We start from the raw sequence: 24,083 nt of genomic DNA, 5'->3' as shown, positions 1-24,083 counted from the left end.
GCCGCCCGAGGGGCGGCCTTCGGTGTGTCCGGGGTCGTTCCTCACCGACATCGACGGAAGAGGACCCATGGACCTGGCACAGCTCCTGCACGACGACCGCCCCTTCGCCCTGCTCCGCCGCCGCACCCCGGGCCGCGACGAGCACCCCGTGGAGCTGCTGATCGGCCCGGTGACCGGCCGCGACCGGCTCGCCGACCTGCCCGACGAGGGGCTCGCGCTGGTCCCGTTCCGGCAGATCCGCGAGCGCGGCTTCGACGTCCGCGACGACGGCACCCCGCTGCTGGTGCTGACCCCGGAGGAGTCGTACGAGCTCCCGCTGGACGAGGCCCTTCGGCAGCTGCCCGGTCATGCCGTGCGCGTCGAGGGCGGCGGCTTCGACGTCGGCGACGAGGAGTACGGCGAGATCGTCGGGAGGGTGCTGGCGGAGGAGATCGGCCGGGGCGAGGGCGCGAACTTCGTGATCCGGCGCACGTACGAGGGCGGGATCCCGGGGTTCGGCCGCGCCGACGCGCTCGCGCTGTTCCGGCGGCTGCTGGCGGGCGAGCGCGGCGCGTACTGGACGTTCGTCGTGCACACCGGGGACCGCACGCTGGTGGGCGCGAGCCCCGAGGTGCACGTCCGGATGTCCAGCGGCACGGTCGTCATGAACCCGATCAGCGGGACGTACCGCTATCCCGCCGAGGGCCCGACCCCGGAGCACCTGCTCTCCTTCCTCGCCGACGGCAAGGAGATCGAGGAGCTGTCGATGGTGGTCGACGAGGAACTGAAGATGATGTGCACCGTCGGCGACATGGGCGGGGTGGTCGTCGGGCCGCGGCTGAAGGAGATGGCGCACCTCGCGCACACCGAGTACGAGCTGCGCGGGAAGTCCTCCCTGGACGTGCGGGAGGTACTGAAGGAGACCATGTTCGCGGCGACGGTGACCGGTTCGCCGGTGCAGAACGCCTGCCGGGTGATCGAGCGCCACGAGGTGGGCGGGCGCGGCTACTACGCGGGTGCGCTGGCGCTGCTGGGCCGGGACTCCGGGGGCGCGCAGACGCTGGACTCCCCCATCCTGATCCGCACCGCCGACATCTCGGCCGAGGGTCATCTGCGCGTCCCGGTCGGGGCGACGCTGGTGCGCGGCTCGGACCCGGCGGGCGAGGTCGCCGAGACGCACGCGAAGGCGGCGGGCGTGCTGGCGGCCCTCGGGGTACGGCGGTCCCGGCCGCGCGCGGAGCGGGAGCGGCCCCGGCTGGCCGACGATCCGCGGGTGCGGGCGGCGCTGGACGGGCGGCGGGCCGCGCTCGCGCCGTTCTGGCTGCGGATGCAGGAGCAGGCACGGGAGCTCACCGGCCACGCCCTGGTCGTCGACGGCGAGGACACCTTCACGGCGATGCTCGCGCACGTGTTGCGGTCGAACGGGCTGGACGTCACCGTCCGGCGGTACGACGAGCCGGGACTGCGGGCGGCCGTGCTCGCGCACGAGGGCCCGGTGGTGCTCGGCCCCGGGCCGGGCGACCCTTCCGATCCGGCCGACCCGAAGATGCGCTTCCTGCGCCAGCTGACCGCCACGGTGATCCGGGAACACCGGCACAGGGTGCTGGGTGTCTGCCTGGGCCACGAGCTGATCGCGGCCGAGCTGGGGCTGGACATCGTCCGCAAGGAGGTCCCCCACCAGGGGGCGCAGACCACGATCGACCTGTTCGGGCGCCCCGAGACGGTCGGCTTCTACAACAGCTTCGTCGCCCACTGCGACGAGGAGGCGGCCCGTGAACTGGCCGCGCACGGCGTGGAGGTGAGCCGGGCGGCGAACGGTGAGGTGCACGCGCTGCGCGGACCGGGGTTCGCCGGGGTGCAGTTCCACCCGGAGTCGATCCTGACGCTGAACGGGGCGACGGTCGTACGGGAACTGGTGGGCCGGCTGCGCCGTACGACCGTGTAGCCGTCCGGGGCCGCGGTCAGCCGAAGAACACCCCGACCTCCTCGTACAGCTTCGGGTTCACCGTCTTCAGCCTGGCCGTGGCCTCGGAGATCGGGACGCGGACGATGTCGGTGCCGCGCAGGGCGACCATCGTGCCGAAGTCGCCGCCGTGGACGCAGTCGATGGCGTGCAGGCCGAAGCGGGTGGCGAGCCAGCGGTCGAAGGCACTGGGTGTGCCGCCGCGCTGGACATGGCCGAGGACCGTGGTCCGGGCCTCCTTGCCGGTGCGGCTCTCGATCTCCTTGGCCAGCCACTCGCCGACCCCGGACAGGCGCACATGCCCGAAGGAGTCCAGCGACCCGTCCTTGAGCACCATGTCGCCGTCCTTCGGCATGGCGCCCTCGGCGACGACCACGATGGGCGCGTACGACGCCCGGAAGCGGGAGGTCACCCAGGCGCAGACCTGGTCGACGTCGAAGCGCTGCTCGGGGATGAGGATGACGTTGGCGCCGCCGGCGAGGCCCGAGTGCAGGGCGATCCAGCCGGCGTGCCGGCCCATCACCTCCACGACCAGGACCCGCATATGGGACTCGGCGGTGGTGTGCAGCCGGTCGATGGCCTCGGTGGCGATGTTGACGGCGGTGTCGAAGCCGAAGGTGTAGTCGGTGGCCGACAGGTCGTTGTCGATGGTCTTGGGCACCCCGACGCAGGGCACCCCGTACTCGTCGGACAGCCGCGCGGCGACGCCCAGGGTGTCCTCGCCGCCGATCGCGACGAGGGCCTGGACGTCCAGCTTGGCCAGGTTGTCCTTGATCCGGCGGATGCCGTTCTCCGCCTTGAGGGGGTTGGTGCGCGAGGAGCCCAGAATGGTGCCGCCGCGGGGCAGGATGCCGCGCACCGCGGGGATGTCGAGACGGACGGTGTCGCCCTCGAGGGGACCCCGCCAGCCGTCCCGGAAGCCGACGAAGTCATAGCCGTACTCCTGCACGCCCTTGCGGACGATGCCCCGGATGACGGCGTTGAGCCCGGGGCAGTCGCCGCCTCCGGTCAGTACTCCGACCCGCATGGAAAAGTCCCTTCACCGCGGTTCCCTGACAGAGAGTCACGCTAATGGTGATTCGCGTCACACCGGGAGAGGCGGGAAGGGTGATTCAGGCGTACGGCCGCCCGGCGGGCCCTACTCGTCGTCGAGTCCGCACTCGATGGCGTACCGCACCAGCTCGACCCTGTTGTGCAACTGCAGCTTGCCGAGGGTGTTCTGGACGTGGTTCTGCACCGTGCGGTGGGAGATGACGAGGCGTTCGGCGATCTGCTTGTAGCTCAGGCCCTTGGCGACCAGCCGCAGCACCTCCGTCTCCCGGTCCGTCAGCCGGGGCGCGCCGGGCTCGTCGGTGTCGGGAGCCGGCGCCGGCTCGGCGGCCAGGCGGCGGTACTCGCCGAGGACGAGCCCGGCGAGGCCCGGCGTGAACACCGGGTCGCCGACTGCGGTACGGCGCACCGCGTCCACCAACTCCTCGGTGGAAGCCGACTTCAGCAGATAGCCGGTCGCGCCGGACTTCACCGCCTCCAGCACGTCGGCGTGCTCACCGCTCGCCGAGAGGACGAGGACGCGCAACGCCGGGTTGTGGGCGACGACTTCCTTGCACACCTGGACGCCGGGCTTGGCCGGCAGGTTGAGGTCCAGCACGAGGACGTGGGGGACGGCGGCCCTGGCGCGGCGGACCGCCTGCTCGCCGTCGCCGGCGGTGGCGACCACGTGGAAGCCGGACTCGGTCAGGTCCCGGGCGACCGCGTCGCGCCACATGGGGTGGTCGTCCACCACCATGACCTTGATCGGGTCCTGCTGCTCGCTCATCGACGTCCCGCCTTCGCGTTCTTCGGTACCTTCAGTTCCACTTCCGTGCCCTGCCCGGGGACGGAGACCAGTTCGGCGCTGCCGCCCAGGTCCCGCAGCCGCCCCCGGATCGACTGGGCCACGCCGAGCCGGCCCTCCCCCTCGGCCTGGGCGAGCCGGCCCTCGGGGATGCCGGGGCCGTCGTCCCGGACGGTCACGACGACCTCGTCCGGCTCGTCCTCGACCAGGATCCAGGCCCGGGCCTGCTCGCCCGCGTGCCTGCGTACGTTGTCCAGGGCGGCGCCGACCGCGGCGGCCAGCTCCCGCGCGGCCGGCCGGGGCAGCCCGACCGGCGCACCGGGCTCGGCCAGGCTCACCCGGGCCCCGGCGTAGGGCGCCAGGAGGGCGCGCAGGTCGACCGGTCCGTCGTCGTCGGGCTCCTCCACCGCGCGTACCACGGCTCCCGCGGCCGCGTCCTCCGACACCCGGGAAACCGGCAGCAGACCGCCGGAGACCAGGGTGCGCAGCGCCACCTCCTGCTCCCCCGCGAGCCGCCCCAGCTCCGCCGCCTCGCCGCCGATGACCGCGCCGCGCCGCTGCACCATCGCCAGCACCTGGAGCACGCCGTCGTGGATGTCCCGGGCCAGCCGCTCCCGCTCCCGGGTGGCGGCCTCGATCTCCAGGGCACGGGCGAGGGTGCGCTCGGAGGCGCGGGCGACCTCCACGACGTAGCCGATGGCGAGGGAGGCCACCCAGAGGAGGATCAGGCTGTGCACGGTGTCCCGGGCGGGATGGCCGCGTTCGACCAGGTTGGCCAGCGCGACCGGCGTGGCGGCGACGGCCGCCCAGCGCCAGCCGCCCTTGATCGCGAAGGCCAGCACCGCGCCGGCGGTCCATATCGACGGCAGCGTGGGGCCGCCCGCGATCCGCTGGTGGCTGTCGGCGAGCGGGGTGATCAGGACGCCGGTGAGGGCGATGGTCAGGTCGACAGCCAGGAAGCGCTTGGTGCAGCTCGCCGCGTTGCGCACCCTCGGCAGGGTGGCGGGGGTCCAGACGGCCAGGACGGCGAAGTAGCAGACGGCCGCCCAGGGGCGCGTGTAGAGGCCGTACCGGGTGGCGCCCAGGCCGATGGCGTACAGCATGGTCAGCACGCGGTAGCCGGTGAGCGCGCGCCACAGCGGCAGCTCGACCGACATCCTCATCACGCGCTCGCGCCTGGCCATGTCCCCCGTCCCCCGAGCCCTCCGTCAGGCCTGCTCAGGCCTCGGCCTTCTTCTCGGCCTCCCTGGCCTTCTCCGCTTCCTTGGCGGCCTTCGCCGCCTCCGCGATCTGCCGCTTGGCGGCCGTCGCGTACATGTCGACGTACTCCTGGCCGGAGAGCTTCATGATCTCGTACATGACCTCGTCGGTCAGGGCGCGCAGGACGAAGCGGTCGTGCTCCATGCCGTGGTAGCGGCTGAAGTCCAGCGGCTTGCCGATGCGGATGCCGGGCCGCATCAGCTTCGGCATCACCTTGCCGGGCGGCTGGATCTTCTCGGTGTCGATCATCGCCACGGGGATGACCGGAGCGCCGGTGGCGAGCGCCACGCGCGCGAGGCCGCCCGGCTTGCCCCGGTAGAGCCGCCCGTCGGGCGAGCGGGTGCCCTCGGGGTAGATGCCGAACAGCTCGCCGCGCTCCAGCACCTCTATGCCGCTCTTGATCGCGGCCTCGCCGGCGCCGCGCGCCCCGGAGCGGTCCACCGGGAGCTGTCCGACGCCCTTGAAGAAGGCGGCGGTGAGCCGGCCCTTCACACCGGGGGTGGTGAAGTACTCGGCCTTCGCGATGAAGGTGACCTTGCGGTCCAGGACCGCGGGCAGGAAGAACGAGTCCGAGAAGGACAGGTGATTGCTCGCCAGGATGGCGGGACCTGAGGCCGGTATGTTCTCCAGGCCCTCCACCCAGGGCCTGAAGGCGACCTTCAGCGGCCCCCCGATGGCGACCTTCATCGTGCCGTACAACACCCGCGTGCCTCCTGTATCCGTCGAACAGACCTTAACCCGTCAGGAACGTCAAAGGCCCCGACGACCCTGGTCGGTGTCGGTGCGGTCGCGTACGGTGAAGCACATCCGCACGTTTCCCTCACGCCGCCACCGGTCACCGGTGGGGCTCTCGTCAGGAACAGGAGCGTCGAAGGTGCCGGTCCTCCCCGGAGCCGAGCCGTACCGCCACGAGGGCGGGGAGGTGGGGGTCCTCCTCTGCCACGGTTTCACCGGCTCGCCCCAGTCGCTGCGCCCCTGGGCGGAGCACCACGCGGCGCACGGCCTGACCGTGTCGCTGCCCCTGCTGCCCGGCCATGGCACCCGCTGGGAGGACATGCAGGTCACCGGCTGGCAGGACTGGTACGCGGAGGTGGACCGCGAGCTGCGCGTCCTCACCGAGCGCTGCTCGCAGGTGTTCGTCGCCGGCCTGTCGATGGGCGGCGCACTGGCGCTGAGGCTGGCGGCCCGGCACGGCGAGCGGGTCGCGGGCGCGGTGGTCGTCAACCCGGCGAACAAGGTGCACGGCCTGTCGGCGTACGCCCTTCCGGTGGCCCGGCATCTCGTGCGGACGACGAAGGGCATCGCCAGCGACATCGCCAAGGAGGGCGCCGCCGAGCTGGGCTACGACCGGGTGCCGCTGCACGCGGCGCACTCGCTGCGGGTGTTCCTGCGCCGGCTGGACGGCGAGCTGCCCCAGGTCACCCAGCCGTTGCTGCTGCTGCGCAGCGCCCAGGACCATGTCGTCCCGGCGGCCGACTCGGCCCGGGTGCTGAGCCGGGTGTCGTCCACGGACGTGACGGAGATCGTGCTGGAACACAGCTACCACGTGGCGACGTTGGACCAGGATGCGGACCGGATCTTCGAGGAGAGCCTCGGCTTCATGGGCCGCCTCGCACCCAGTCTCGGCAAGGAAGGGACGGCCACAGGTGGCTGAGCACGAGTCCGACCGCGAAGGCCGCGACGGCCGCGAGCCGGACGAGCAGAAGGTGCCCTTCGACGAGGACGCCGCCTGGCGGGCCATCGTCGCCGGGTACGGCGAGGAGCCGCCGGACCCACCGGGCGCCCGGCCCTTCAAGCCGGTGGAGGATCTGGCGCTGCCGGAGCCGGAGCAGGGCGCCGAGAGCGACACCGACAAGGCGCCGGTCCGGCCGCTGGGCAGCTCGGTCTCCTTCGCGCCCGGTGTCGGGCCGCGCGACCACACCCCGCCCGAGCCCTCCGAGGACGACTTCGACGAGGACGACGAGGGCCACTTCGTCCCGCCGGAGCCGCCGCCGCTGCCGACCGCCGACACCACCGCGAAATTCGCCTGGCTGGGCGTCGTGGGCGGGCCGGTTCTCCTTCTCCTGGCGGTGCTGCTCGGCTGGGACATGACCTGGTGGCTGACGACCCTCGGCATCGGCGGCTTCCTCGGCGGCTTCGCCACGCTGGTGATGCGGATGCGCACGGACGACGAGGGGGACGACGACCCGGGCCGGGGCGCGGTGGTCTGAGGGCGAGGGGACGCCCGGGCTAGTGCCCCGGCAGGCAACGTTTGCCCGTCAAGGAGCGGCGTCCGGTGCGTGCTCTGGGGGTCCCCCCCGGCCGAAGGCTGGGGGAGTGCCGGGTGCAAGTCCTCGTACTGGATGTACTTGGGCTTGTGCCCGGTGCGGCGAGTGGGGCACCTCCCACGCCCTTAAGGCAGTGGGGGAGCGTGCCGGGCGTCGCGACGGGGCGAACGTTGCCTGTTGGGGCACTAGGTTCCTACAGAGCTCATGCCACCGGTACGCGCAGGGCGGCGAGGACCGGGAGATGGTCCGTCGCCGCGGTCAAGTCGGCCCGAGTGACTCCCGGTTGGTCCAGCGGGACCCCGCAGCCGAGCACCTCGATGCCCTTGGTCGCGAAGACGGCGTCGATGCGCTGCGGGGGGTCACTGTGCGGCCAGGTGGTCTCGCCGCCCCAGGGGGCAGCGGCGCGGCAGTCCTGGAGACTCGCGGAGAGCAGCCCGAAAGTGGGGCCGCCGGGGCCTTCGTTGAGGTCGCCGCCGGCGACGGCGTGGTCGACGCCGAGTCCAGCGAGGCGCTCAAGGAGCATGCCGCCCTGCTCGTACCGCTCCTTGTCATCCAGGCTCAGATGACAGCTGATCACGCCCAGCCGGGCCCCGCCGACCCGGACCACGGCCGTGGCGAAGCCGCGCCGGTGGAGTCCGGGGGTGAGCGGGAGGAGGACGTCCTCCGTGCGCTCGACGGTGGCCCGGAGCGAGCAGAGGATCGCCGGGCCGGCCGCGGTGGCGCCGCCGGTGAGGACGACCTGTCCGGAGGCCGCCGCCAGCCGGGCCAGCTTCTTGCGCCAGCGGAAGAAGCGGGGGGCTTCCTGGATCAGGACCAGGTCGGGGGCGCAGGCGGTGATGATCCTGGCCAGGGCGTCGGTGTCGTCGCGCATCGAGCGGATGTTGTAGCTCAGGACGCGGATGACCGCGGAACCGTCGGACTCGGTACGGGAGTTGGGAAGCAGCCTGCTGGTCGCCATGCCGGTCAACATACGACGATACCGACCGGCATACGACGATGCCCGCCCGTCCCGGGACCGGACGGGCGGGCACTGTCGTACGACGTCTCACATGATCGGGTCGGGCTCCCGGGCCAGGTCCGCCGCGCCCACCAGGCCCGCCTTGTTGCCGAGCTGGGCGGCGATCACGTCGGCCACCGGGCGCCAGTTGCCGCCGACCAGCCAGCGCTTGTAGGACTTGCGGATCGGGTCGAGGACCAGCTCGCCCTCGTCCGAGAGGCCGCCGCCGACGATGAACGCGGACGGGTCGAACAGGGAGGCCAGGTCGGCGAGGCCCGCGCCGGCCCAGCGGGCCAGCTCGCGGTAGGAGTCGACGGCCACCGGGTCACCCTGGCGGGCGGCCATGGAGATGTGCTTGCCCTCGATGCCGTCGGGGGTGCCGTCACCGAGGCCGAGCAGGATCTCGGCGTTCTCGGGGGTGGCGTTGGCGCGCTGCTTGGCGTATCTGACGAGCGCGCGGCCGGAGGCGTACTGCTCCCAGCAGCCCTGCGAGCCGCAGCCGCACAGCAGGCCGTCCGGGACCATCCGGATGTGACCGAACTCCGCGGCCACGCCGAAGTGGCCGCGGCGCAGCTTGTTGCCGATGATGATGCCGCCGCCGAGGCCGGTGCCGAGCGTGATGCAGATGACGTTGCGGTGGCCCTTGCCGGCGCCGAACTTGTACTCGCCCCAGGCGGCGGCGTTGGCGTCGTTCTCGACCACGACCGGGAGGCCCACGCGGGCCTCGACCTTCTCCTTCAGCGGCTCCTGGCGCCAGTCGATGTTCGGCGCGAAGTACACCGTCGAGCGCTGCCGGTTGACGTAACCGGCCGCACCGATGCCCACGCCGACGATCTCGTGCCCGGCGCGCGCACCCTCCACCGCCGAGGCGATGGCGTCCACGATGGCCTCGGGCGTGGTGGGGGTCGGCACCTTGAAGGTCGAGAGGATGTTGCCTTCCTCGTCGACCACGCCGGCCGCGATCTTGGTGCCGCCGATGTCGACGCCGATGGTGAGTCCCATGAATCCCTCAGTTTCGGTCGAGCCCCGCTACGGCCAACCGTACCCGAGGCCCTGCCGGGAAAGCGCTTCAGTCCAGGTCGATCCGCTCCCCCGGACCGGTGCCCTCGCCCCGGTCCCGCCGGTCGTCCTGCCCCTCACGGGTCAGGTCGTCGGCGGTGCGTGCGGTCCAGCGGCGCTCCTGGGCCTGGACGGCGGAGCGGTAGGCGGCCAGCAGTTCGCCGCCGGCCGCCGCCAGGTGGTCGAAGACCTCCGGGTTGCGGTCTATGACGGGCTCGACGGCGGCCTTGGCCTGCTGGACGACCTGGCGCACCACCTGCTGGGCCGCGGGTCCGGCGAGGCTGTCGAGGAGCGGTGACTGGAGGCCGGACAGCTTGTCGGCCACCGTGTCCACGAGTTTCTTCAGTTCCTCCGCGGCCGAGCCCGGCTGCGGGCCGTACTCGGCGCGGCGGCGGGCCTTCTCGGCGGCGAGGTCCTCGGCGCAGGCCGTGGCCCAGGCGTCGGCGTCGGTCGCCCGCCTCTGTTCCTCATATCCCTCGTGCGAGTCGGGTTCCTCGTACGAGTCGGATGCGGGACGCTCTTCGGTCATGGCGGACTCCTGACTACGGTTCGCCTTTACGACGTTACCCGAACGGGCGTACCCGGATCATCATCGTCCGGTTGCCGGCCACAGGTCGGGGTCCGGGGCGAAGCGGACGCGCAGCTCGCCCTCGCGCAGTGCGGCGCCGGCGACGGTGCAGCGGCGCAGGGCGGAGGGCAGCGGGACGATCCGCCGGAACGGGCCCACGGTGATCACGAGCTCGTCGCCGCGCCGGATCAGATCCAGCTCGTCCCGTATCGCGCCGGGCAGCGGGATGTGCCAGACCAGCACGCCGTCCTGGGCGATCCGGTCGGTGACGGGCCACTCGACCGGGGCGGGCGCAGGGTTGACGGCCGGTACGGCGAGGGCGGTGAGGTCGTCGGCGCCGCGCGGGTCGCGGCCGAGGTGCGGGACGCGGTGGACGGCGTACGGCTGCTCCTGCCAGTCGGCGAGCGTCTTGCGCTGCTGGGCGAGGAGGGAGGCGAGCCAGCTGTCCGGGGTGGTCTCGGGCAGGGTGCGGTTGGCGATCAGGGCCTCGGTGCGCAGGCCGCGCAGGGCGAGTCCGAGGCCGGCGGCCCGTACGGCGTCGGCGCCGGCCGGGCCGGGTTCGGCGACCAGGCGTACGGCGGTGTTCCGGTCGGTGAGGACGGCCTCGACGGCGGCGAGTTCGACGTCCCAGCGGGCGGCCGTCTCGTACAGCCAGTCGGACGGCATCGGCACGCCGGCCAGCCGGCCGAGGACCGGGCGCAGGGCGCGGGCCGCCTGCCGCTCGGGCGGGAGCAGGCGGCGCAGATAGCGGCGCAGCTCCTCGGGGAGGCCGAGCAGGGCGAGGGCCTGCGGGAGGGGCGGGAGGTCCACGACGAGCAGGTCATAGCGCTCGGACAGCGCCGCGTCCCGGACGGCCCGCAGGAAGGACAGCTCCTCGGCGCCGGGCAGCGGGGTGACCTCCTCGGCGTCCAGCCGTGCGGCGCCGAGCAGGTCGAGGACGCCCGCTGCGCGGCACTGGAAGGCGGTGAGGTCCTCACGGAACCGGGCGACCGCGTCAGGACGCCAGGTACTGAGGTTCGCCGCGGTCTCCTGCGGTACCGGTCCCGTCGCGGAACCCAGCGCGACGCCGAGACCGTCGGTGCGGTCGGCACTCAGCACCAGCGTGCGAACGCCGGCGCCTGCGGCGCGCTGTGCGGTGGCAGCAGCAACGGTGGTACGACCGCTGCCGCCCGGGCCCGTGATCAGGATGGTGCGCATGAGGCTGAACGGTAACGGAGGGCGGGAGCGGGGGGTGTCGGGCGGCGCCAGGAGCGCGGGGATGGGACGGCGCCCGAGCGGGGGGATGGGACGGCCCGTCGGGCAGTGGTGTCGGGCGGCACCCGGAGCGGGAGCTTGGACGGCACCTCAGGCAGCGGTATCGGACCGCCGGAGCGGGGGAATTGGGCAGCGCCCCGGCAGGGGTGGCGGGCGGCACCCGGAGCAGCCGTGTCAGGCGGCACCCGGAGCTGTGCTCGGACGGCTCCTCGGGCAGCGGCATCGGGCGGCGCCAGGAACGGGAGCTTGGACAACCCCTCGGGCAGCGGTGTCGGTCCGGGCCCGGAGCTGGGGCCGGACGGGGGTGGGCCGCGCAGCCCGGCGCTGGTGGGGTGCCGCCTGGGGTACCCCCGTGCGTCCTGCCCCTCGTGGGGCTAGTCGGCTGACTCCACCCTCTTCTTCAGGCCTGCCAGGGCTCGGTCGATGATGACCTTTTCCGCCTTGCGCTTGATCATGCCGAGCATGGGGATCTTGACGTCGACGGTGAGGAGGTAGGTGACCTCCGTGGCGCCGGGGCCGGTGGGCTTGAGGATGTACGAGCCGTCCAGGGAGCGGAGCATCTGGGACTTGACCAGGGTCCAGGAGACCTCGTTGTCGCCGGTCCAGGTGTAGGCGAGGGTCTGGTCGTCCTTGATCGCGCCGGCGTCCATGACGAGCCGGACCTGCTCGGCACGGCCCTGGTCGTCGGTCTTGAGGACCTCCGCCTCCTTCACCTCACCCGTCCAGTCCGGGTAGCGCGCGAAGTCGGCGATCACCCCCATGACGTCGGCCGGTGCCGCCTCGATGGTGATGCTCGAGCTGGTGTGTTCCGCCATCGCCGTGGCTCCTCCAGATGCGGGCCGGTACAGAGGTCGTCGTGCGCACGTGTGTGCAGCGTGAAGGCTACCGCGCCGCCCACCTGCCGCCTTCACCCGATGTCCCCCGGCCACCGGCGGATCACCATTCGAGCGCCCAGGGGCGGCCCGTCCCGGCGAAGTGCCCCACGTTCACGCACTCGGTCGCGCCGATCCGCATGCGGCGCGCGAGGGGCTGATGGACATGGCCGAAGAGCGAGTAGCGGGGCTTCGTGCGGCGGATCGCGGCCAGCAGGGCGCGGCTGCCGCGTTCGAAGCGGCGGGCGACGGTGTCGTACACCAGCTCGGGCACCTCCGGCGGGATGTGCGTGCACAGCACGTCGACCTCGCCGACCGCCTCGATCTTGGCCGCGTACTCCTCGTCGTCGAGCTCGTACGGCGTCCGCATGGGCGTCTTCAGGCCGCCCCCGACGAACCCGAACGTCCAGCCGCCGATCTCCACCCGCTGGCCGTCGAGCACGGTGGTCCCGGGATGGGCGTACTCCTTCCACAGCGGCGGCATGTCGACGTTGCCGTAGGTGGCGTACGTAGGTGTCGGGAAGGCGGCGAACAGCTCGGCGTACTGCTTGCGCACCGCCTTCTCGATGGCCGCGGCCCGGTCCGTGCCGATGCCGGCCCACAGCCGGGCGCCGAACTCCCGGGCCTCCTCGAAGCGCCGGGCGGTGCGCAGCTCGACGATGCGGTCGGCGTTCTCCCTGCCGAACAGGTCCGGGAAGATGCCGCGCGAGTGGTCGGCGTAGTCGAGGAACAGGACCAGGTCGCCCAGGCAGATCAGGGCGTCGGCACCCTCGCCGGCCCGGGCCAGGTCCCGGGCGTTGCCGTGCACGTCGCTGACCACGTGGACGCGCGTCCTGCGATGTCCGGCGTTTCGGTTACCGGAGGGTGTGGGTGCCATGGCGATCAAGCGTAGGCGTGTGCGGTGTGCGTGAACAGTGTCGGTCCGGCCTGCGGTTACTGGCCGGTCGGTTCAGCCGTGGACTACTGTGCGCGAAGGAACGCCAACGTGTGTGACGCAGCGAACATCTCGCCCGAACCCCCTGTCGGGAACGCCATACCGGCGGGTAACGTCCGGGCAGTCCAGTCGTGCTCTGGATTTCAACAGCTGGATTCCCGAGCACCTGCCCGAGCCTTGGACCGCACCGTCGCATCACACAGTGTCGTGGCGCCGGCGCCCTATGAGGAGCAGCAGTCTTGCGCGAGTTCAGCCTTCCGGCTTTGTACGAGGTCCCTGCGGACGGCAATCTGACCGACATCGTCCGCAGAAACGCCGCGCAGCATCCCGACGTAGCCGTCATAGCCCGCAAGGTCGGCGGTGCCTGGCAGGACGTGACGGCCCGGGAGTTCCTGGCCGAGGTGCACACCGCCGCCAAGGGTCTCATCGCCGCCGGGGTCCAGCCGGGCGACCGGGTGGGTCTGATGTCCCGCACCCGTTACGAGTGGACCCTGCTCGACTTCGCGATCTGGAGCGCGGGCGCGGTCACCGTGCCGGTGTACGAGACCAGCTCGCCGGAGCAGGTCCAGTGGATCCTGTCCGACTCGGGCGCCACCGCCTGCGTCGTGGAGCTGCCGGGCCACGCCGCGGCCGTGGAGTCGGTGCGCGAGTCGCTGCCCGCCCTCAAGCACGTCTGGCAGATCGAGGCCGGCGGCGTGGAGGAGCTCGGGCGGCTCGGGCAGGACGTCTCCGCCGAGACGGTGGAGGAGCGCAGCTCGCTCGCCAAGGCCGACGACCCGGCGACCATCGTGTACACGAGCGGTACGACCGGCCGCCCCAAGGGCTGTGTGCTCACCCACCGCAGCTTCTTCGCCGAGTGCGGCAACATCGTGGAGCGCCTGCGCCCGCTGTTCCGCACCGGCGAGTGTTCGGTCCTGCTCTTCCTGCCGCTGGCACACGTCTTCGGCCGGCTGGTGCAGATCGCGCCGATGATGGCGCCGATCAAGCTGGGCTGTGTCCCGGACATCAAGCACCTCACCGACGAGCTGGCCGCCTTCCGGCCGACGCTGGTCCTGGGCGTCCCGCGGGTCTTCGAGAAGGTCTACAACTCGGCGCGCGCCAAGGCGCAGGCGGACGGCAAGGGCGCGATCTTCGACAAGGCGGCGGACACCGCGATCGCCTACAGCAAGGCGCTGGACAGCCCGTCCGGCCCGGCGTTCGGTCTGAAGATCAAGCACAGGGTCTTCGACAAGCTGGTCTACAGCAAGCTGCGCGCGGTCCTCGGCGGCCGGGGCGAGTACGCCATCTCCGGCGGCGCGCCGCTCGGCGAGCGGCTCGGTCACTTCTTCCGGGGCATCGGCTTCACGGTGCTGGAGGGCTACGGCCTGACCGAGTCCTGCGCGGCCACGGCCTTCAACCCCTGGGACCGGCAGAAGATCGGCACCGTCGGTCAGCCGCTGCCCGGCTCGGTGATCCGGATAGCGGACGACGGCGAGGTGCTGCTGCACGGCGAGCACCTGTTCAAGGAGTACTGGAACAACCCGGGCGCGACGGCGGAGGCGCTGGCCGACGGCTGGTTCCACACCGGTGACATCGGCACCCTGGACGAGGACGGCTACCTCAGGATCACCGGCCGCAAGAAGGAGATCATCGTCACGGCCGGCGGCAAGAACGTGGCGCCGGCGGTGATCGAGGACCGGATCCGGGCGCACGCGCTGGTCGCGGAGTGCATGGTGGTGGGCGACGGGCGGCCGTTCGTGGGCGCGCTGGTCACCATCGACGAGGAGTTCCTGGGCCGCTGGGCCGCCGAGCACGGCAAGCCGGCGGGTGCCACCGCGGTGTCGCTGAAGGACGACCCGGATCTGAACGCGGCGATCCAGGCGGCCGTCGACGACGGCAACGCCGCGGTGTCGAAGGCGGAATCGGTGCGGAAGTTCCGCATTCTGTCCTCCCAGTTCACGGAGGAGTCGGGCCACCTCACCCCGTCGCTGAAGCTCAAGCGGAACGTGGTGGCGAAGGACTTCGCGGACGAGATCGAGGCGATCTACGCCAAGTAGGGCCTCCTTTCGCTGTCCTGACGGTGCGTCATGGCGCGGTGTCCTCGGCGAGGACCCGCGCCATCGTGCGTTCGGCGAGCGCGGTGATGGTGACGAAGGGGTTCACACCGATGTTGCCGGGCACGAGCGAGCCGTCGGTGACGTACAGCCGGTCGTACCCCTTCACCCGGCCGTAGTCGTCGGTGGCCCGGCCGAGGACGCAGCCCCCGAGCGGGTGGTACGTGAAGTCGTCCGCGAAGACCTTGCTCGTCGAGCCGAACAGGTCGTAGCGGTAGATGGTCGCGTTGGCCAGGTTGATCCGGTCGAACAGCTTCTTGGCCATGCTCACCGACACCGCGCTCTGGGCGGCGCTCCAGCCGAGCTTCACCGCCCGGGAGGCGGAGTCGTAGGTGAAGGAGGCCCGTTCGGGGTTCTTGGTGATCGCCAGGTAGAGGCTGATCCAGTGCTCGAACCCCATGGGCAGCGGGGCGATCTCGGCGAAGACGGGGTTGTCGGCGTTGGCCCAGTCGTCGATGCCCATGACCGGCATGGTGGCCTCGTCGGCGCCCACGGTGTCCCAGACGTGGTTGGCGCGGCCGAGCATGGTGTTGCCGTTGGTGCCCCAGCCCGCGCCCACGGCGGAGTTCAGGTCGGGCAGGGTGCCGGTGTCGCGGGCGCGGACCAGGAGTTCGCTGGTGCCGAGGCTGCCGCCGCCGAGGAACAGATAGGTGCAGGTGTACTGCTTGGTCTCCACGACCGTTCCGGTGGTGTCGATCCGGTCGGCGGTCAGGACGTACGACCCGTCGCCCGCCCTGCCGACCGACGTCACCTTCTCCAGGGTGTGGAGGGTGACGTTGCCGGTGCCGAGGGCGGCGGCCAGATAGGTCTTGTCGAGGCTGCGCTTGCCGTGGTTGTTGCCGTAGATGACCTCGCCGGCGAGGGCGGACTTCGCGGCCGTGCCGGCGGCCTCCTGCTGCATGTAGCCGAAGTCGTAGACGTTGGGCACGAAGGTGGTCTTCAGGCCCGCGTTGCCGGCGGCCTTCCGGGAGGTGCGGGTGAACCGGTACCACTCGGTGGACTCGAACCAGGCGGGGTCGATCGTGTTGACGCCGAGCATGGCGCGGGCGCGGGGGTAGTAGGTGCCGTACATTTCGTCGGCGTCCACGGTCGGGAACTGCTCGGCGAAGTACGACTTGAGGGGCGTGACCGCCATCCCGCCGTTGACGAGGGAGCCACCGCCGACGCCGCGGCCGACGTAGACGGACATGTTGTCGTAGTGGACGCGGTCCAGGGCGCCGGGATAGGGGCTGATGTCCTTGTTGACCACGTCGAGCCAGAGGAAGGTGGCGAGGGGGGCCTCGGTGCGGGTGCGGAACCACATGGAGCGCTGGTCGGGGGCGGCGGTGGAGCAGAAGATCCTGCCGTCGGGGCCGGCGGTGTTCCAGAGCCGGCCCATTTCGAGGACGAGGGTGCGGATGCCGGCCTGGCCGAGGCGGAGGGCGGCCACGGCGCCGCCGTAGCCGGAGCCGATGACGATCGCCGGGGCGTTTTCGACTGCGTCGGGCTCGGCGGCTCGGGCCGACTGGAGTCCGATGCGGGTGAAGCCGAGGGTGGCACGGTCTGCAGTGCGGCCATACCGAGTATGTGACGTCTCGTCAGCTGACGTCTCATCAGGTTTGCTGTCATGGGCGCAGCATCGGCGGATTTTTCGGTTCCGCCAAGGGAAAGGGCGCCTTCCGGGGTGCTGGGTGCGATGCGTCGGCGAGTGCGGGTGCTTCGTGGTTGCTCGCGCAGTTCCCCGCGCCCCTTACGGGGCGCTGCACTACAGCAGTGTTTTCAACGTCTCCGCCAGCAGGTCCCAGCGCCACCTCTCCTCGACCCACTGGCGGCCTCGCTCGCCCATCCTGCGGCGCAGCTCGGGGTCGCCCAGCAGTGCCACGATCCGGTCTGCGGCCTCCGCGGGCTCGCCGCCCTTGACCACCCAGCCGGTCTCCCCGTCCAGGACTGCGTCCGGTGCGCCGCCCGAGTCGCCCGCCACCACCGGCAGGCCCGTCGCCGACGCCTCCAGGTAGACGATGCCCAGGCCCTCCACGTCCAGGCCGCCGCGCCGGGTTCGGCAGGGCATGGCGAAGACGTCGCCGGCGCCGTAGTGGGCCGGCAGCTCGGACCAGGGGACGGCGCCGGTGAAGCGGACGGAGTCGCCGACCCCGGTCTCGGCGGCCATGCGGCGCAGGTCCTGCTCGTACGGCCCCCCGCCGACGACGAGCAGGACGGTGTCGGGCTCTGCGGCGAGGATGCGGGGCATGGCCTGGATGAGGGTGTCCTGGCCCTTGCGCGGGACCAGGCGGGAGACGCAGACGACGACCGGGCGGTCGGTGAGGCCGAGGCGGGCGCGGATCTCGTCGCCGCCGGAGCCGGGGTGGAAGGTCTTCTCGTCGACGCCGGGCGGCAGCTGGACCATGCGGCCCGCCGCCGCGGGCGTCAGCGCGGTGGCGATCCTCGACCGGGTGTACTCACCCAGATAGGTGATCGTGTCCGTCGACTCCCCGATCCGGCGCAGCAGGTGCCGGGCGGCGGGCAGCTGGGCCCAGCCGGCCTCGTGGCCGTGGGTGGTGGCCACCAGTCGCTCGGCGCCCGCCCTGCGCAGGGCCGGGGCCATCAGACCCAGCGGCGCCGCCGCCCCGAACCACACCGAGGTGCACCCGTGCTCGCGCAGCAGCCCGACCGCCCGCCGGGTCGCCCGCGGGGTCGGCAGCAGCATGGTCGTACGGTCGCGTACGACGGTGAAGGGCTGCTCGGCGTCGAAGGCGGCCGTGGCCTGAACCCCCTCCCGGCCGCGCTTCCAGGTGGAGGCGTAGACGACCAGCCGGCCGGGGTCCAGGCGGAGGGCCATGTTGTGCAGGAAGGCCTGGATGCCGCCCGGCCGGGGCGGGAAGTCGTTGGTCACGATCAGGGTCTTGTGCATCGCCGCCGACCCTACCGAATCGGCCGTCCGGAGCCGCGTACGGCCGAGTCTGTGGCATGCACACAGACAGGCACGACATCATGGTGGCGCGACCGGAATCGAACGGCAGGGGAGCACGTGGAGACGAAAGGCGCCGGGCGGTCCCTGGCATGGCTGCTCGCGACCTGGGGCGTCACCCGTGTGGTGCTGCTGCTGTTCGTCTTCCAGGTGTACCTGTTCCCGGGCCCGGACGTCACCTCCGACGTGTCGGTGATCTACCGGGGCTGGTACGAGGTGCTGCGCCAGGGCACGTTTCCGCTGGACGACGTGACCTGGCAGTACCCCCCGGCCGCCGCGCTGCCGGTGCTCGCCCCCGCCGCCCTGCCCTTCCTGTCGTACGCGCACGCCTTCTTCGTGCTGGCGTTCCTCGCCGACGTGGTGGTCCTGGCGCTGCTGCTGTACTCGAGCCGGCGCCCCGGCCGCTCGCTGCGCGGGGCCTGGGTGTGGGTGGCGAGCGCGCCGCTGCTCGGGCCCACGGTGTACGCCCGCTACGACGTGATGGTGACCGCGGTGGCCGTGGCGGCGCTGCTCGCCGGGGCCCGGCATCCGCGGGTGATGGGCGCGCTGACCGCGTTCGGGGCGCTGCTGAAGGTGTGGCCGGCGCTGCTGCTGGTCGGTGCCGTGCGGCGGCGGGCGTGGTGGTCGGCGGCGGTGACCGCGTCCGCGCTGGCGGCGCTGTTCTCGGTGACCATGCCGGGGGCCTTCGCCTTCCTGACCTTCCAGCGGAACCGGGGCACCGAGGTGGAGTCGCTGGGCGCCCTGGTCTTCCATGTGGCCCGGCACTTCGGCTGGCAGGGCCAGGTGCTGCTGAACTACGGGTCGATCGAGTTCCTCGGGCCGTACGTGAACGCGGTCAGCACGGCGGCGCTGGGGCTGACCGGGGCCGCGTTCGGCTGGCTGCTGCTGTGGCGGCTGCGCGCGAGCCACAGGGGGCCGCACACGCTCGCGGAGGCGGCCTTCACCGCGGTGCTGCTGTTCACGGTCACCAGCCGGGTGATCAGCCCGCAGTACCTGGTGTGGCTGATCGGCCTGGCCGCGGTCTGTGTGTCGTACCGGGCGAGCCGGATGGGGGCGCCCGCGCTGATGGTGGCCGCCGCGTCCTTCGTGACGGTCCTGGAGTTCCCGCTCGGCTTCCTGCACGTGGTGTTGAGCGACCGGTACGGCGTCCTCCTGCTGCTGGTGCGCAACGGCCTGCTGGTCGCGGCCTCACTCACGGCCGCCCGCCGCCTGTGGCGCTCGACCGTGCCCCCGGCCCCCGCCACCCCCCTGCCCTCGCAGCCGTCCCGGTCACGCCACACCCAGGTCTCCTCCTGACCCGGCCGGCGCGCTCCGGGGAGACAACGCCCGCCCCACGGCAACCCCCGGACCACAATGTCCGGCGCGCCCCCGGCCGCCGGCCCCCCTGGCCCCGCCCCACCGGTTCGCAGCCGCCCTGGCAACGCAACCCTCGTCCCCTCCCGGCTCAGCCGACGCGGGCCAAGGGCGTCCCGGGCCTCTCGCAGTGGTCGGACCTTCGGAGCAGCGCTGCCACGGCCGCGCACTGCACGCTCATCGCGAGGGCCAGTGCCAGGCAGACGCCGGGCAGGCCGAGGCCGCCGAGGGCGTACGCCAGGGGCAGCTGGACGGCCGTGCCGAGCAGGGTGACCCGGAGCAGCGCCGGTGCTCCGCCGCTGCCCTCGAAGACCCCGCCGAGCGCGATGAAGCAGGCCATCAGCAGCAGATACGGGCCGACGCAGCGCAGGAACAGCGCGCCCTGGCGGGCCACTTCGGGGCCGGCGCCGAAGGCGGCCATGATCCAGGGGGCCGTCGCGGCGAGCACGGCGGAGGCGGTCAGGCCCAGGGCAGCGGAGACCAGCACCGCCTGCCGGCCGATGTCCCGCCGCGCGTCCGCGCCCGCGCCCCGGGTGTGCGCGGTGTGGATCGCGGCGGCCTGCCGTACCGCGTAGAAGGCCATGGTGGCGACGTACATGACCTTGTAGGCGATGGCGTAGGCGGCCACCGCCGTCACCCCGAGCCGGGCCACGATCGCCACCAGCACCAGGGCTCCGCTCTGGCGCACGGTGAAGTCGGCGGACATGGGCAGGCCGGTGGTGAGGGTACGGCGCAGGGCGGCGCGCACCGGTTCGGCGGGCGGAACCTGGGCCGCCGTCCGCAGCAGGGCGCCCCGGCGCAGGGCGCGCAGGCCCGCGGCGAGGGCCACGCCGCGGCACAGCACGGTGGAGGCGGCGGCGCCCCGGACGCCGTAGAGGTGGATCAGGACGGGGTCGCACAGCAGGATCAGGCTGTTGGCGAGCAGGGCGAGGCGCATCGGCGTGCGCGTGTCGCCGGTGCCCTTGAGGATGCCGTCGACGAGTTGCTGGGCGAAGAAGACGGTCATGCCCGGCAGGGAGATCGCGAAGTAGGCGGTGGCCAGGCCGCGGGCCGCGCCGTCGCCGTCGCCGAGGACCAGACCGGCCAGCGGCCCGCGCAGCAGCAGGCCGCCGACCGCGACCACGGGCGTCACGAGCGCGCACAGGGCCCCTCCACCGCGCACGGCGACGCGTACGGCGGCCGGGTCCCGGGCGCCTCTGGCGTGCGCCACCAGCACGGTCGTACCGGAGGCGAAGACCAGCGCGACGCCGAGCAGCACGTTCTCGGTGTTGGTGGCGACGGCCACGGCGGCGACGGCCGCACCACCGAGCCGGGAGACCCAGACGGTGTTGATGATCCCGGAGGCGACCGAGGCGAGCAGGGAGAGGTAGACGGGGTGGGCGAGGGCTATGAGCTGTTTGCGGTGGGCGTTCACGGACGGACGCTCCTCAAAATCCCCGAATCGAGCTACCTCGTTTAGAGGTAGCTCGATAAGAGCTAGCATGGCTCGCGAGGCCGCCGCAAGGAGGAAGCAAGGAGGAAACCGCGTGCTGGAGTTGTCGATCCTGGGCTTTCTCGCCGAGGAACCGCTGCACGGCTACGAGCTGAAGGAGCGCATCAAGGCGCTGAGCGGTCATGTCCGCCCGGTCAGCGACGGCGCGCTCTATCCGGCCATCAACCGGCTCGTCGCGGCCGGCCTGCTCGACCAGCGCACCGAGGAGGGCGCGAGTGCCGCCCCGCGCCGCGTGCTGTCCCTGACCGCAAAGGGCCGGGAGGAACTGCTCGCACGGCTGCGCGCGCCCAAGCAGGCGGAGATCACCGACCACGTCCGTTTCAACACGCTCCTGGCCTTCCTGCGCCACCTGGACGACCCCGCCGAGCAGGCCGCGGTGCTGCGCCGCCGGCTGGAGTTCCTCCAGGCTCCGGCGAGCTTCTTCTACCGGCAGGGCGAGCCGGTGCGTGCGGAGGAGGCCGGGGACCTGTTCCGCGAGGGCATGCTGCGGGTGGCCCGGGCCACGGGGAAGGCGGAGCGGGCCTGGCTGCGCGAGGCCATCGAGACCCTCAGCGCATCCAACTGACGTACAGAGGAACGGATTTCACTCGGTCCGGCTCAGCTGCGCCCGCACATACGCCCGCCACTGATCGGTGAACGCCTGCGGTGTGGTGCCCAGCACCTTCTTCAGCGCGTCCTCGACCGCGCCCGCCCGCCTCTGACGGTCGCCGACGGCGCGGTAGAAGGCGCCGAGCCGGGCCGTGCCCCAGTGGTCGGCGATCATCCGGCAGGCCAGCCAGCCGCCCTCGTAGGCCCGGGCGAGCTCGGCCGGGTCGCTGGTGAAGCCGAAGTCCCCGTCGGTGGGGAGCGCGGTGGGCGGGTGGCCGTCCTGGACGGCGCGGGTGAGTTCCGGCGCGGCCTCGGTGGGGGTGCGGCCGGTGCCGAGGTAGCCGATCCAGTCCGCGTAGCCCTCGGAGAGCCACAGCGGGGTCGCGGCGGTGGTGTGCGCGCGGGTGGCGACATGGGTGGTCTCGTGGGTGAGCACCACCTGCTTGCCGAGGTCGCCCAGAATGGCGTACGCCTCCGGGTTGACGACCACCCGGTCCGCCGGCGCCTTCCCCGAGCCCCCCGCCTCGCCGGTGGTGACGGCGGCGATCCCCCGGTAGTTCGCGGCGGGCGAGCCCAGCAGTCCCGCCATGCCCTGGAGGGACCGCGGGACGAGGACGACGACATGGCGGGCCCAGTCGGTGCCCCAGGCCCGGGAGACGGCCGGTACGGCGCGGTCGGCCAGCGCCGCGTATCCGCGCAGCTCGGCGGCCGTCCGGCCGGTGCCCAGGACCAGGCTGTGCGCGCCCTTGACGGCGGTCACCGGGCCCTGGTCCCACAGCTGCTGCCCGTCGTTCCCGGCGGGTCGGTCGGCGGTGACGTACCACGCGCCGTCGGCGGTCCGCCCGAGGGTGAGGGTGCGGCGGGCGTCGACGGGGGCCCTGTCGTACCCGGCGACGCGATAGCTCAGGTCGGCGTCGGCGGTGGCGCCGGTGGCGGTGCGGTGCACGGCGGTGACCCGGTAGGCCCAGGAGGCCAGCGGCAGGGCGCGCAGCCGGGTGTACTCCGTGCGGGTGCCCGTCGCCCCGTACGCCGTCTCGTCGTGACAGAGGAGCGCGGCCGAGCGCCGGTCGAGCAGATGCTGGACCTGGGTGCGGACGGGGTCGCCCGGCGTGCCGCCGCAGCCGGCCAGGGGCAGCAGACAGAGCCCGGCGACGGCCGCGCGCGACAGCGCCCCGAAGAGGCGCGGGGCCGGGCCGAAGCTGCGGTTTCCGCCGCGGGCGCGCGCCCGGCCACGACGGCGCCGCAGCCGAACGGCGGCACGTCGTGGCACTTCCGGAGTCGCTGCCCAGCCGGCGGAGCGCTTGCCCACTTGCCGATCGTAACGGCGAGCGCCGCGTTCAGGGCCGGGTGACCGAGGAGACCGGCATCATCCCGACCGGGTCGTAGCGCACCGCCGCGCCCGGATAGGGCGCGTGGATGACCTGGCCGTTGCCGACGTACATCCCCACGTGGCTGGCGTCGGAGCGGTAGATGACCAGGTCGCCGGGGCGGGCCTCGGAGAGCGGGATCTGCCGGCCGGCGAAGCGCTGCTCCTGCGAGGTACGGGGCAGCTGGACCCCGGCGTGCTGGTACGACCATTGCATCAGCCCCGAACAGTCGAAGCCGGAGGGGCCGCTGGCGCCCCACACATAGGGCCGGCCGAGGGCGGAACGGGCGGCGGCCACCGCGGCGGCGGCGCGGGCGTCGGGCGCGTCGGGGGCATCCGAGGTGCCGGGGGCGATGAGGCCGGTGAGGTCGGACAGATCGAGGCGGCCGTCGCCGTCGGAGCGCGAGGCCCTGCTGAAGACGTCGCGTTCGGCGACCGGGAGCGCGTTGAGCAGCCGCCGGGCCTTGGCGAGCTTCTGCACCACGGTGCGCTTGTGCACGACCACGGCCTTGCGGCTGCTCTCCAGCTCGGCGAGCTTCCCGGCCGCCACGGAGCGCTCCTGCGCGAGCTCCCGCATCGCCAGCTGCAACTCCCGTAGCTGTCCGGCCTGTTGGCTGGTGATGCGGTCGAGGGTGGACGCCTTGTCGAGATAGTCGTCGGGGTCGTCGGAGAAGAGCAGCGCCACGGCCGGGTCGATGCCGCCCGCGCGGTACTGCGCGCCGGCCAGCGAACCCAGCGCCTCACGCAGGGTGTTGACGTGCTGCTGCTGCCGGGCGATGAGGTCCTGGGCCTCACGCACCTCGCGGCGCAGCGTGTCCTCCCGCTCCTGGGCCTTGTCGTAGGCCTGGGTCGCCTGCTCGGCCTCCTGGTAGAGCCGGTCCACCTCGGCCCGGGAGTCGTCGTGCGGAGCGGCCTGTGCCGGTACGGCGCCGAGCGCGGCGGCCGCGGCCGACAGGACACACAGGGCGGCGGCGCCCCGGTCGAATCCGGAGGAGGCAAGGCGGCGATGAGACCCCACGGCAGTCCTTCTGCTGGCGGACAGAGACTGCTTCCCCGGCGCCTGGGGACGGGGAGGCCCCGGCGCCGGGGAAACGCGGCAGACAGTAGCCGTACGGGAGGGGCCGGACCAACGGCCGTGGCGGCAACATACGGTGACGCCCCGCCGCTGACCCAGGTCAGTGGCGGGGCGTGGGGTCACTTCCGGTCCACGGGATTCGCCCGTTCGGGCGCCCCCGTGCGGGCGTTTCCCAGGGGACCGCG

20 protein-coding genes and 1 pseudogene are annotated in these 24,083 nt (G+C 72.6%); 6 read left to right on the top strand and 15 right to left on the bottom strand.

All coding sequences use genetic code 11. The annotated features are described in order from the left end of the window. The first annotated feature begins 67 nt into the window (after positions 1-67). A complete protein-coding gene (locus ACWC2T_RS02880) occupies positions 68-1,924 on the top strand; it encodes an anthranilate synthase family protein (protein WP_450668671.1) in 1,857 nt (618 codons plus the stop codon). Between the two features lie 16 nt (positions 1,925-1,940). Here ACWC2T_RS02880 and ACWC2T_RS02875 read toward each other — a convergent pair whose 3' ends face one another. From ACWC2T_RS02875 to ACWC2T_RS02860, 4 genes are all read right to left on the bottom strand, one after another. After that, entirely contained in the window at positions 1,941-2,969 is a 1,029-nt protein-coding gene (locus ACWC2T_RS02875; protein WP_450668670.1) for a 6-phosphofructokinase, read from the bottom strand. 111 nt (positions 2,970-3,080) lie between these two features. Beyond that, positions 3,081-3,758: a response regulator gene (locus ACWC2T_RS02870; RefSeq protein WP_450668669.1), complete on the bottom strand. Its 678-nt coding sequence runs from the start codon at positions 3,756-3,758 to the stop codon at positions 3,081-3,083. Continuing rightward, on the bottom strand, positions 3,755-4,960 hold the full coding sequence (macS, locus tag ACWC2T_RS02865) for a MacS family sensor histidine kinase (protein ID WP_450668668.1): 1,206 nt from the start codon (positions 4,958-4,960) through the stop codon (positions 3,755-3,757). The genes ACWC2T_RS02870 and macS overlap by 4 nt, the downstream gene beginning before the upstream one ends. Before the next feature lie 34 nt (positions 4,961-4,994). After that, a complete protein-coding gene (locus tag ACWC2T_RS02860; protein ID WP_450668718.1) occupies positions 4,995-5,723 on the bottom strand; it encodes a lysophospholipid acyltransferase family protein in 729 nt (242 codons plus the stop codon). Between the two features lie 187 nt (positions 5,724-5,910). Between ACWC2T_RS02860 and ACWC2T_RS02855 the strand changes: the two genes are divergently transcribed. Both ACWC2T_RS02855 and ACWC2T_RS02850 read left to right on the top strand, forming a co-directional pair. Next, positions 5,911-6,690 (top strand): alpha/beta hydrolase, encoded by a 780-nt coding sequence (locus ACWC2T_RS02855; RefSeq protein ID WP_450668667.1) that lies wholly within the window; start codon positions 5,911-5,913, stop codon positions 6,688-6,690. Beyond that, positions 6,683-7,246, top strand: coding sequence for a hypothetical protein (locus tag ACWC2T_RS02850; RefSeq protein WP_450668666.1), 564 nt, complete (start codon positions 6,683-6,685; stop codon positions 7,244-7,246). The genes ACWC2T_RS02855 and ACWC2T_RS02850 overlap by 8 nt, the downstream gene beginning before the upstream one ends. Before the next feature lie 259 nt (positions 7,247-7,505). Here ACWC2T_RS02850 and ACWC2T_RS02845 read toward each other — a convergent pair whose 3' ends face one another. The 6 genes from ACWC2T_RS02845 to ACWC2T_RS02820 all read right to left on the bottom strand — a co-directional run bounded on the left by ACWC2T_RS02845 (position 7,506) and on the right by ACWC2T_RS02820 (position 12,930). Then, positions 7,506-8,261 (bottom strand): endonuclease/exonuclease/phosphatase family protein, encoded by a 756-nt coding sequence (locus tag ACWC2T_RS02845; RefSeq protein ID WP_450668665.1) that lies wholly within the window; start codon positions 8,259-8,261, stop codon positions 7,506-7,508. An 87-nt stretch (positions 8,262-8,348) separates the two neighbouring features. Then, positions 8,349-9,302 carry an ROK family glucokinase gene (locus tag ACWC2T_RS02840; protein ID WP_055705252.1) on the bottom strand — a complete coding sequence of 318 codons (954 nt, stop codon included), beginning with the start codon at positions 9,300-9,302 and terminating at the stop codon, positions 8,349-8,351. 67 nt (positions 9,303-9,369) lie between these two features. Beyond that, positions 9,370-9,888, bottom strand: a complete 519-nt coding sequence (locus ACWC2T_RS02835; protein ID WP_450668664.1) for a DUF5304 domain-containing protein — start codon at positions 9,886-9,888, stop codon at positions 9,370-9,372. A 60-nt stretch (positions 9,889-9,948) separates the two neighbouring features. Further along, complete coding sequence (locus ACWC2T_RS02830; protein ID WP_450668663.1) at positions 9,949-11,124, bottom strand: ArsA family ATPase; 1,176 nt, start codon at positions 11,122-11,124, stop codon at positions 9,949-9,951. Positions 11,125-11,555: 431 nt separating this feature from the next. Next, on the bottom strand, positions 11,556-11,996 hold the full coding sequence (locus tag ACWC2T_RS02825) for an SRPBCC family protein (RefSeq protein WP_450668662.1): 441 nt from the start codon (positions 11,994-11,996) through the stop codon (positions 11,556-11,558). A 121-nt stretch (positions 11,997-12,117) separates the two neighbouring features. Next, positions 12,118-12,930: a metallophosphoesterase family protein gene (locus ACWC2T_RS02820; RefSeq protein ID WP_450668661.1), complete on the bottom strand. Its 813-nt coding sequence runs from the start codon at positions 12,928-12,930 to the stop codon at positions 12,118-12,120. Positions 12,931-13,226: 296 nt separating this feature from the next. On the opposite strand from ACWC2T_RS02820, the gene ACWC2T_RS02815 reads away from it, so the two are divergent. Continuing rightward, a complete protein-coding gene (locus tag ACWC2T_RS02815) occupies positions 13,227-15,023 on the top strand; it encodes an AMP-dependent synthetase/ligase (protein WP_450668660.1) in 1,797 nt (598 codons plus the stop codon). 28 nt (positions 15,024-15,051) lie between these two features. Here ACWC2T_RS02815 and ACWC2T_RS02810 read toward each other — a convergent pair. Next, positions 15,052-16,673, bottom strand: a pseudogene (locus ACWC2T_RS02810) (GMC oxidoreductase). Between the two features lie 151 nt (positions 16,674-16,824). Continuing rightward, on the bottom strand, positions 16,825-17,967 hold the full coding sequence (locus tag ACWC2T_RS02805) for a glycosyltransferase family 4 protein (RefSeq protein ID WP_450668659.1): 1,143 nt from the start codon (positions 17,965-17,967) through the stop codon (positions 16,825-16,827). 117 nt (positions 17,968-18,084) lie between these two features. Between ACWC2T_RS02805 and ACWC2T_RS02800 the strand changes: the two genes are divergently transcribed. Beyond that, positions 18,085-19,320 (top strand): glycosyltransferase 87 family protein, encoded by a 1,236-nt coding sequence (locus ACWC2T_RS02800; RefSeq protein WP_450668658.1) that lies wholly within the window; start codon positions 18,085-18,087, stop codon positions 19,318-19,320. 148 nt (positions 19,321-19,468) lie between these two features. On the opposite strand, the gene ACWC2T_RS02795 is transcribed toward ACWC2T_RS02800, so the two are convergent. Next, complete coding sequence (locus ACWC2T_RS02795) at positions 19,469-20,791, bottom strand: MATE family efflux transporter (RefSeq protein ID WP_450668657.1); 1,323 nt, start codon at positions 20,789-20,791, stop codon at positions 19,469-19,471. Positions 20,792-20,903: 112 nt separating this feature from the next. On the opposite strand from ACWC2T_RS02795, the gene ACWC2T_RS02790 reads away from it, so the two are divergent. After that, entirely contained in the window at positions 20,904-21,434 is a 531-nt protein-coding gene (locus ACWC2T_RS02790; RefSeq protein ID WP_450668656.1) for a PadR family transcriptional regulator, read from the top strand. 18 nt (positions 21,435-21,452) lie between these two features. Here the strand turns inward: ACWC2T_RS02790 and ACWC2T_RS02785 are convergent, their stop codons facing one another. Continuing rightward, positions 21,453-22,625 carry a hypothetical protein gene (locus ACWC2T_RS02785; protein WP_450668717.1) on the bottom strand — a complete coding sequence of 391 codons (1,173 nt, stop codon included), beginning with the start codon at positions 22,623-22,625 and terminating at the stop codon, positions 21,453-21,455. Between the two features lie 169 nt (positions 22,626-22,794). Then, positions 22,795-23,841 (bottom strand): NlpC/P60 family protein, encoded by a 1,047-nt coding sequence (locus ACWC2T_RS02780; RefSeq protein ID WP_450668655.1) that lies wholly within the window; start codon positions 23,839-23,841, stop codon positions 22,795-22,797. Positions 23,842-24,083: the final 242 nt, after the last annotated feature.

It is taken from the genome of Streptomyces sp. NPDC001393 (assembly GCF_053597455.1).
Note: the sequence above shows the minus strand (reverse complement) of the source record. Positions and strands in the feature narration are given on the sequence as shown.

Excerpts from the sequence above, each read along its gene's own strand:
- ACWC2T_RS02845 (WP_450668665.1), bottom strand. The coding sequence starts at position 8,261 with ATGGCGACCAGCAGGCTGCTTCCCAACTCCCGTACCGAGTCCGACGGT.
- ACWC2T_RS02825 (WP_450668662.1), bottom strand. The coding sequence starts at position 11,996 with ATGGCGGAACACACCAGCTCGAGCATCACCATCGAGGCGGCACCGGCC.
- ACWC2T_RS02805 (WP_450668659.1), bottom strand. The coding sequence starts at position 17,967 with ATGCACAAGACCCTGATCGTGACCAACGACTTCCCGCCCCGGCCGGGC.
- ACWC2T_RS02880 (WP_450668671.1), top strand. The coding sequence starts at position 68 with ATGGACCTGGCACAGCTCCTGCACGACGACCGCCCCTTCGCCCTGCTC.
- macS (WP_450668668.1), bottom strand. The coding sequence starts at position 4,960 with ATGGCCAGGCGCGAGCGCGTGATGAGGATGTCGGTCGAGCTGCCGCTG.
- ACWC2T_RS02830 (WP_450668663.1), bottom strand. The coding sequence starts at position 11,124 with ATGCGCACCATCCTGATCACGGGCCCGGGCGGCAGCGGTCGTACCACC.
- ACWC2T_RS02835 (WP_450668664.1), bottom strand. The coding sequence starts at position 9,888 with ATGACCGAAGAGCGTCCCGCATCCGACTCGTACGAGGAACCCGACTCG.
- ACWC2T_RS02840 (WP_055705252.1), bottom strand. The coding sequence starts at position 9,302 with ATGGGACTCACCATCGGCGTCGACATCGGCGGCACCAAGATCGCGGCC.
- ACWC2T_RS02820 (WP_450668661.1), bottom strand. The coding sequence starts at position 12,930 with ATGGCACCCACACCCTCCGGTAACCGAAACGCCGGACATCGCAGGACG.
- ACWC2T_RS02870 (WP_450668669.1), bottom strand. The coding sequence starts at position 3,758 with ATGAGCGAGCAGCAGGACCCGATCAAGGTCATGGTGGTGGACGACCAC.
- ACWC2T_RS02875 (WP_450668670.1), bottom strand. The coding sequence starts at position 2,969 with ATGCGGGTCGGAGTACTGACCGGAGGCGGCGACTGCCCCGGGCTCAAC.
- ACWC2T_RS02860 (WP_450668718.1), bottom strand. The coding sequence starts at position 5,723 with ATGAAGGTCGCCATCGGGGGGCCGCTGAAGGTCGCCTTCAGGCCCTGG.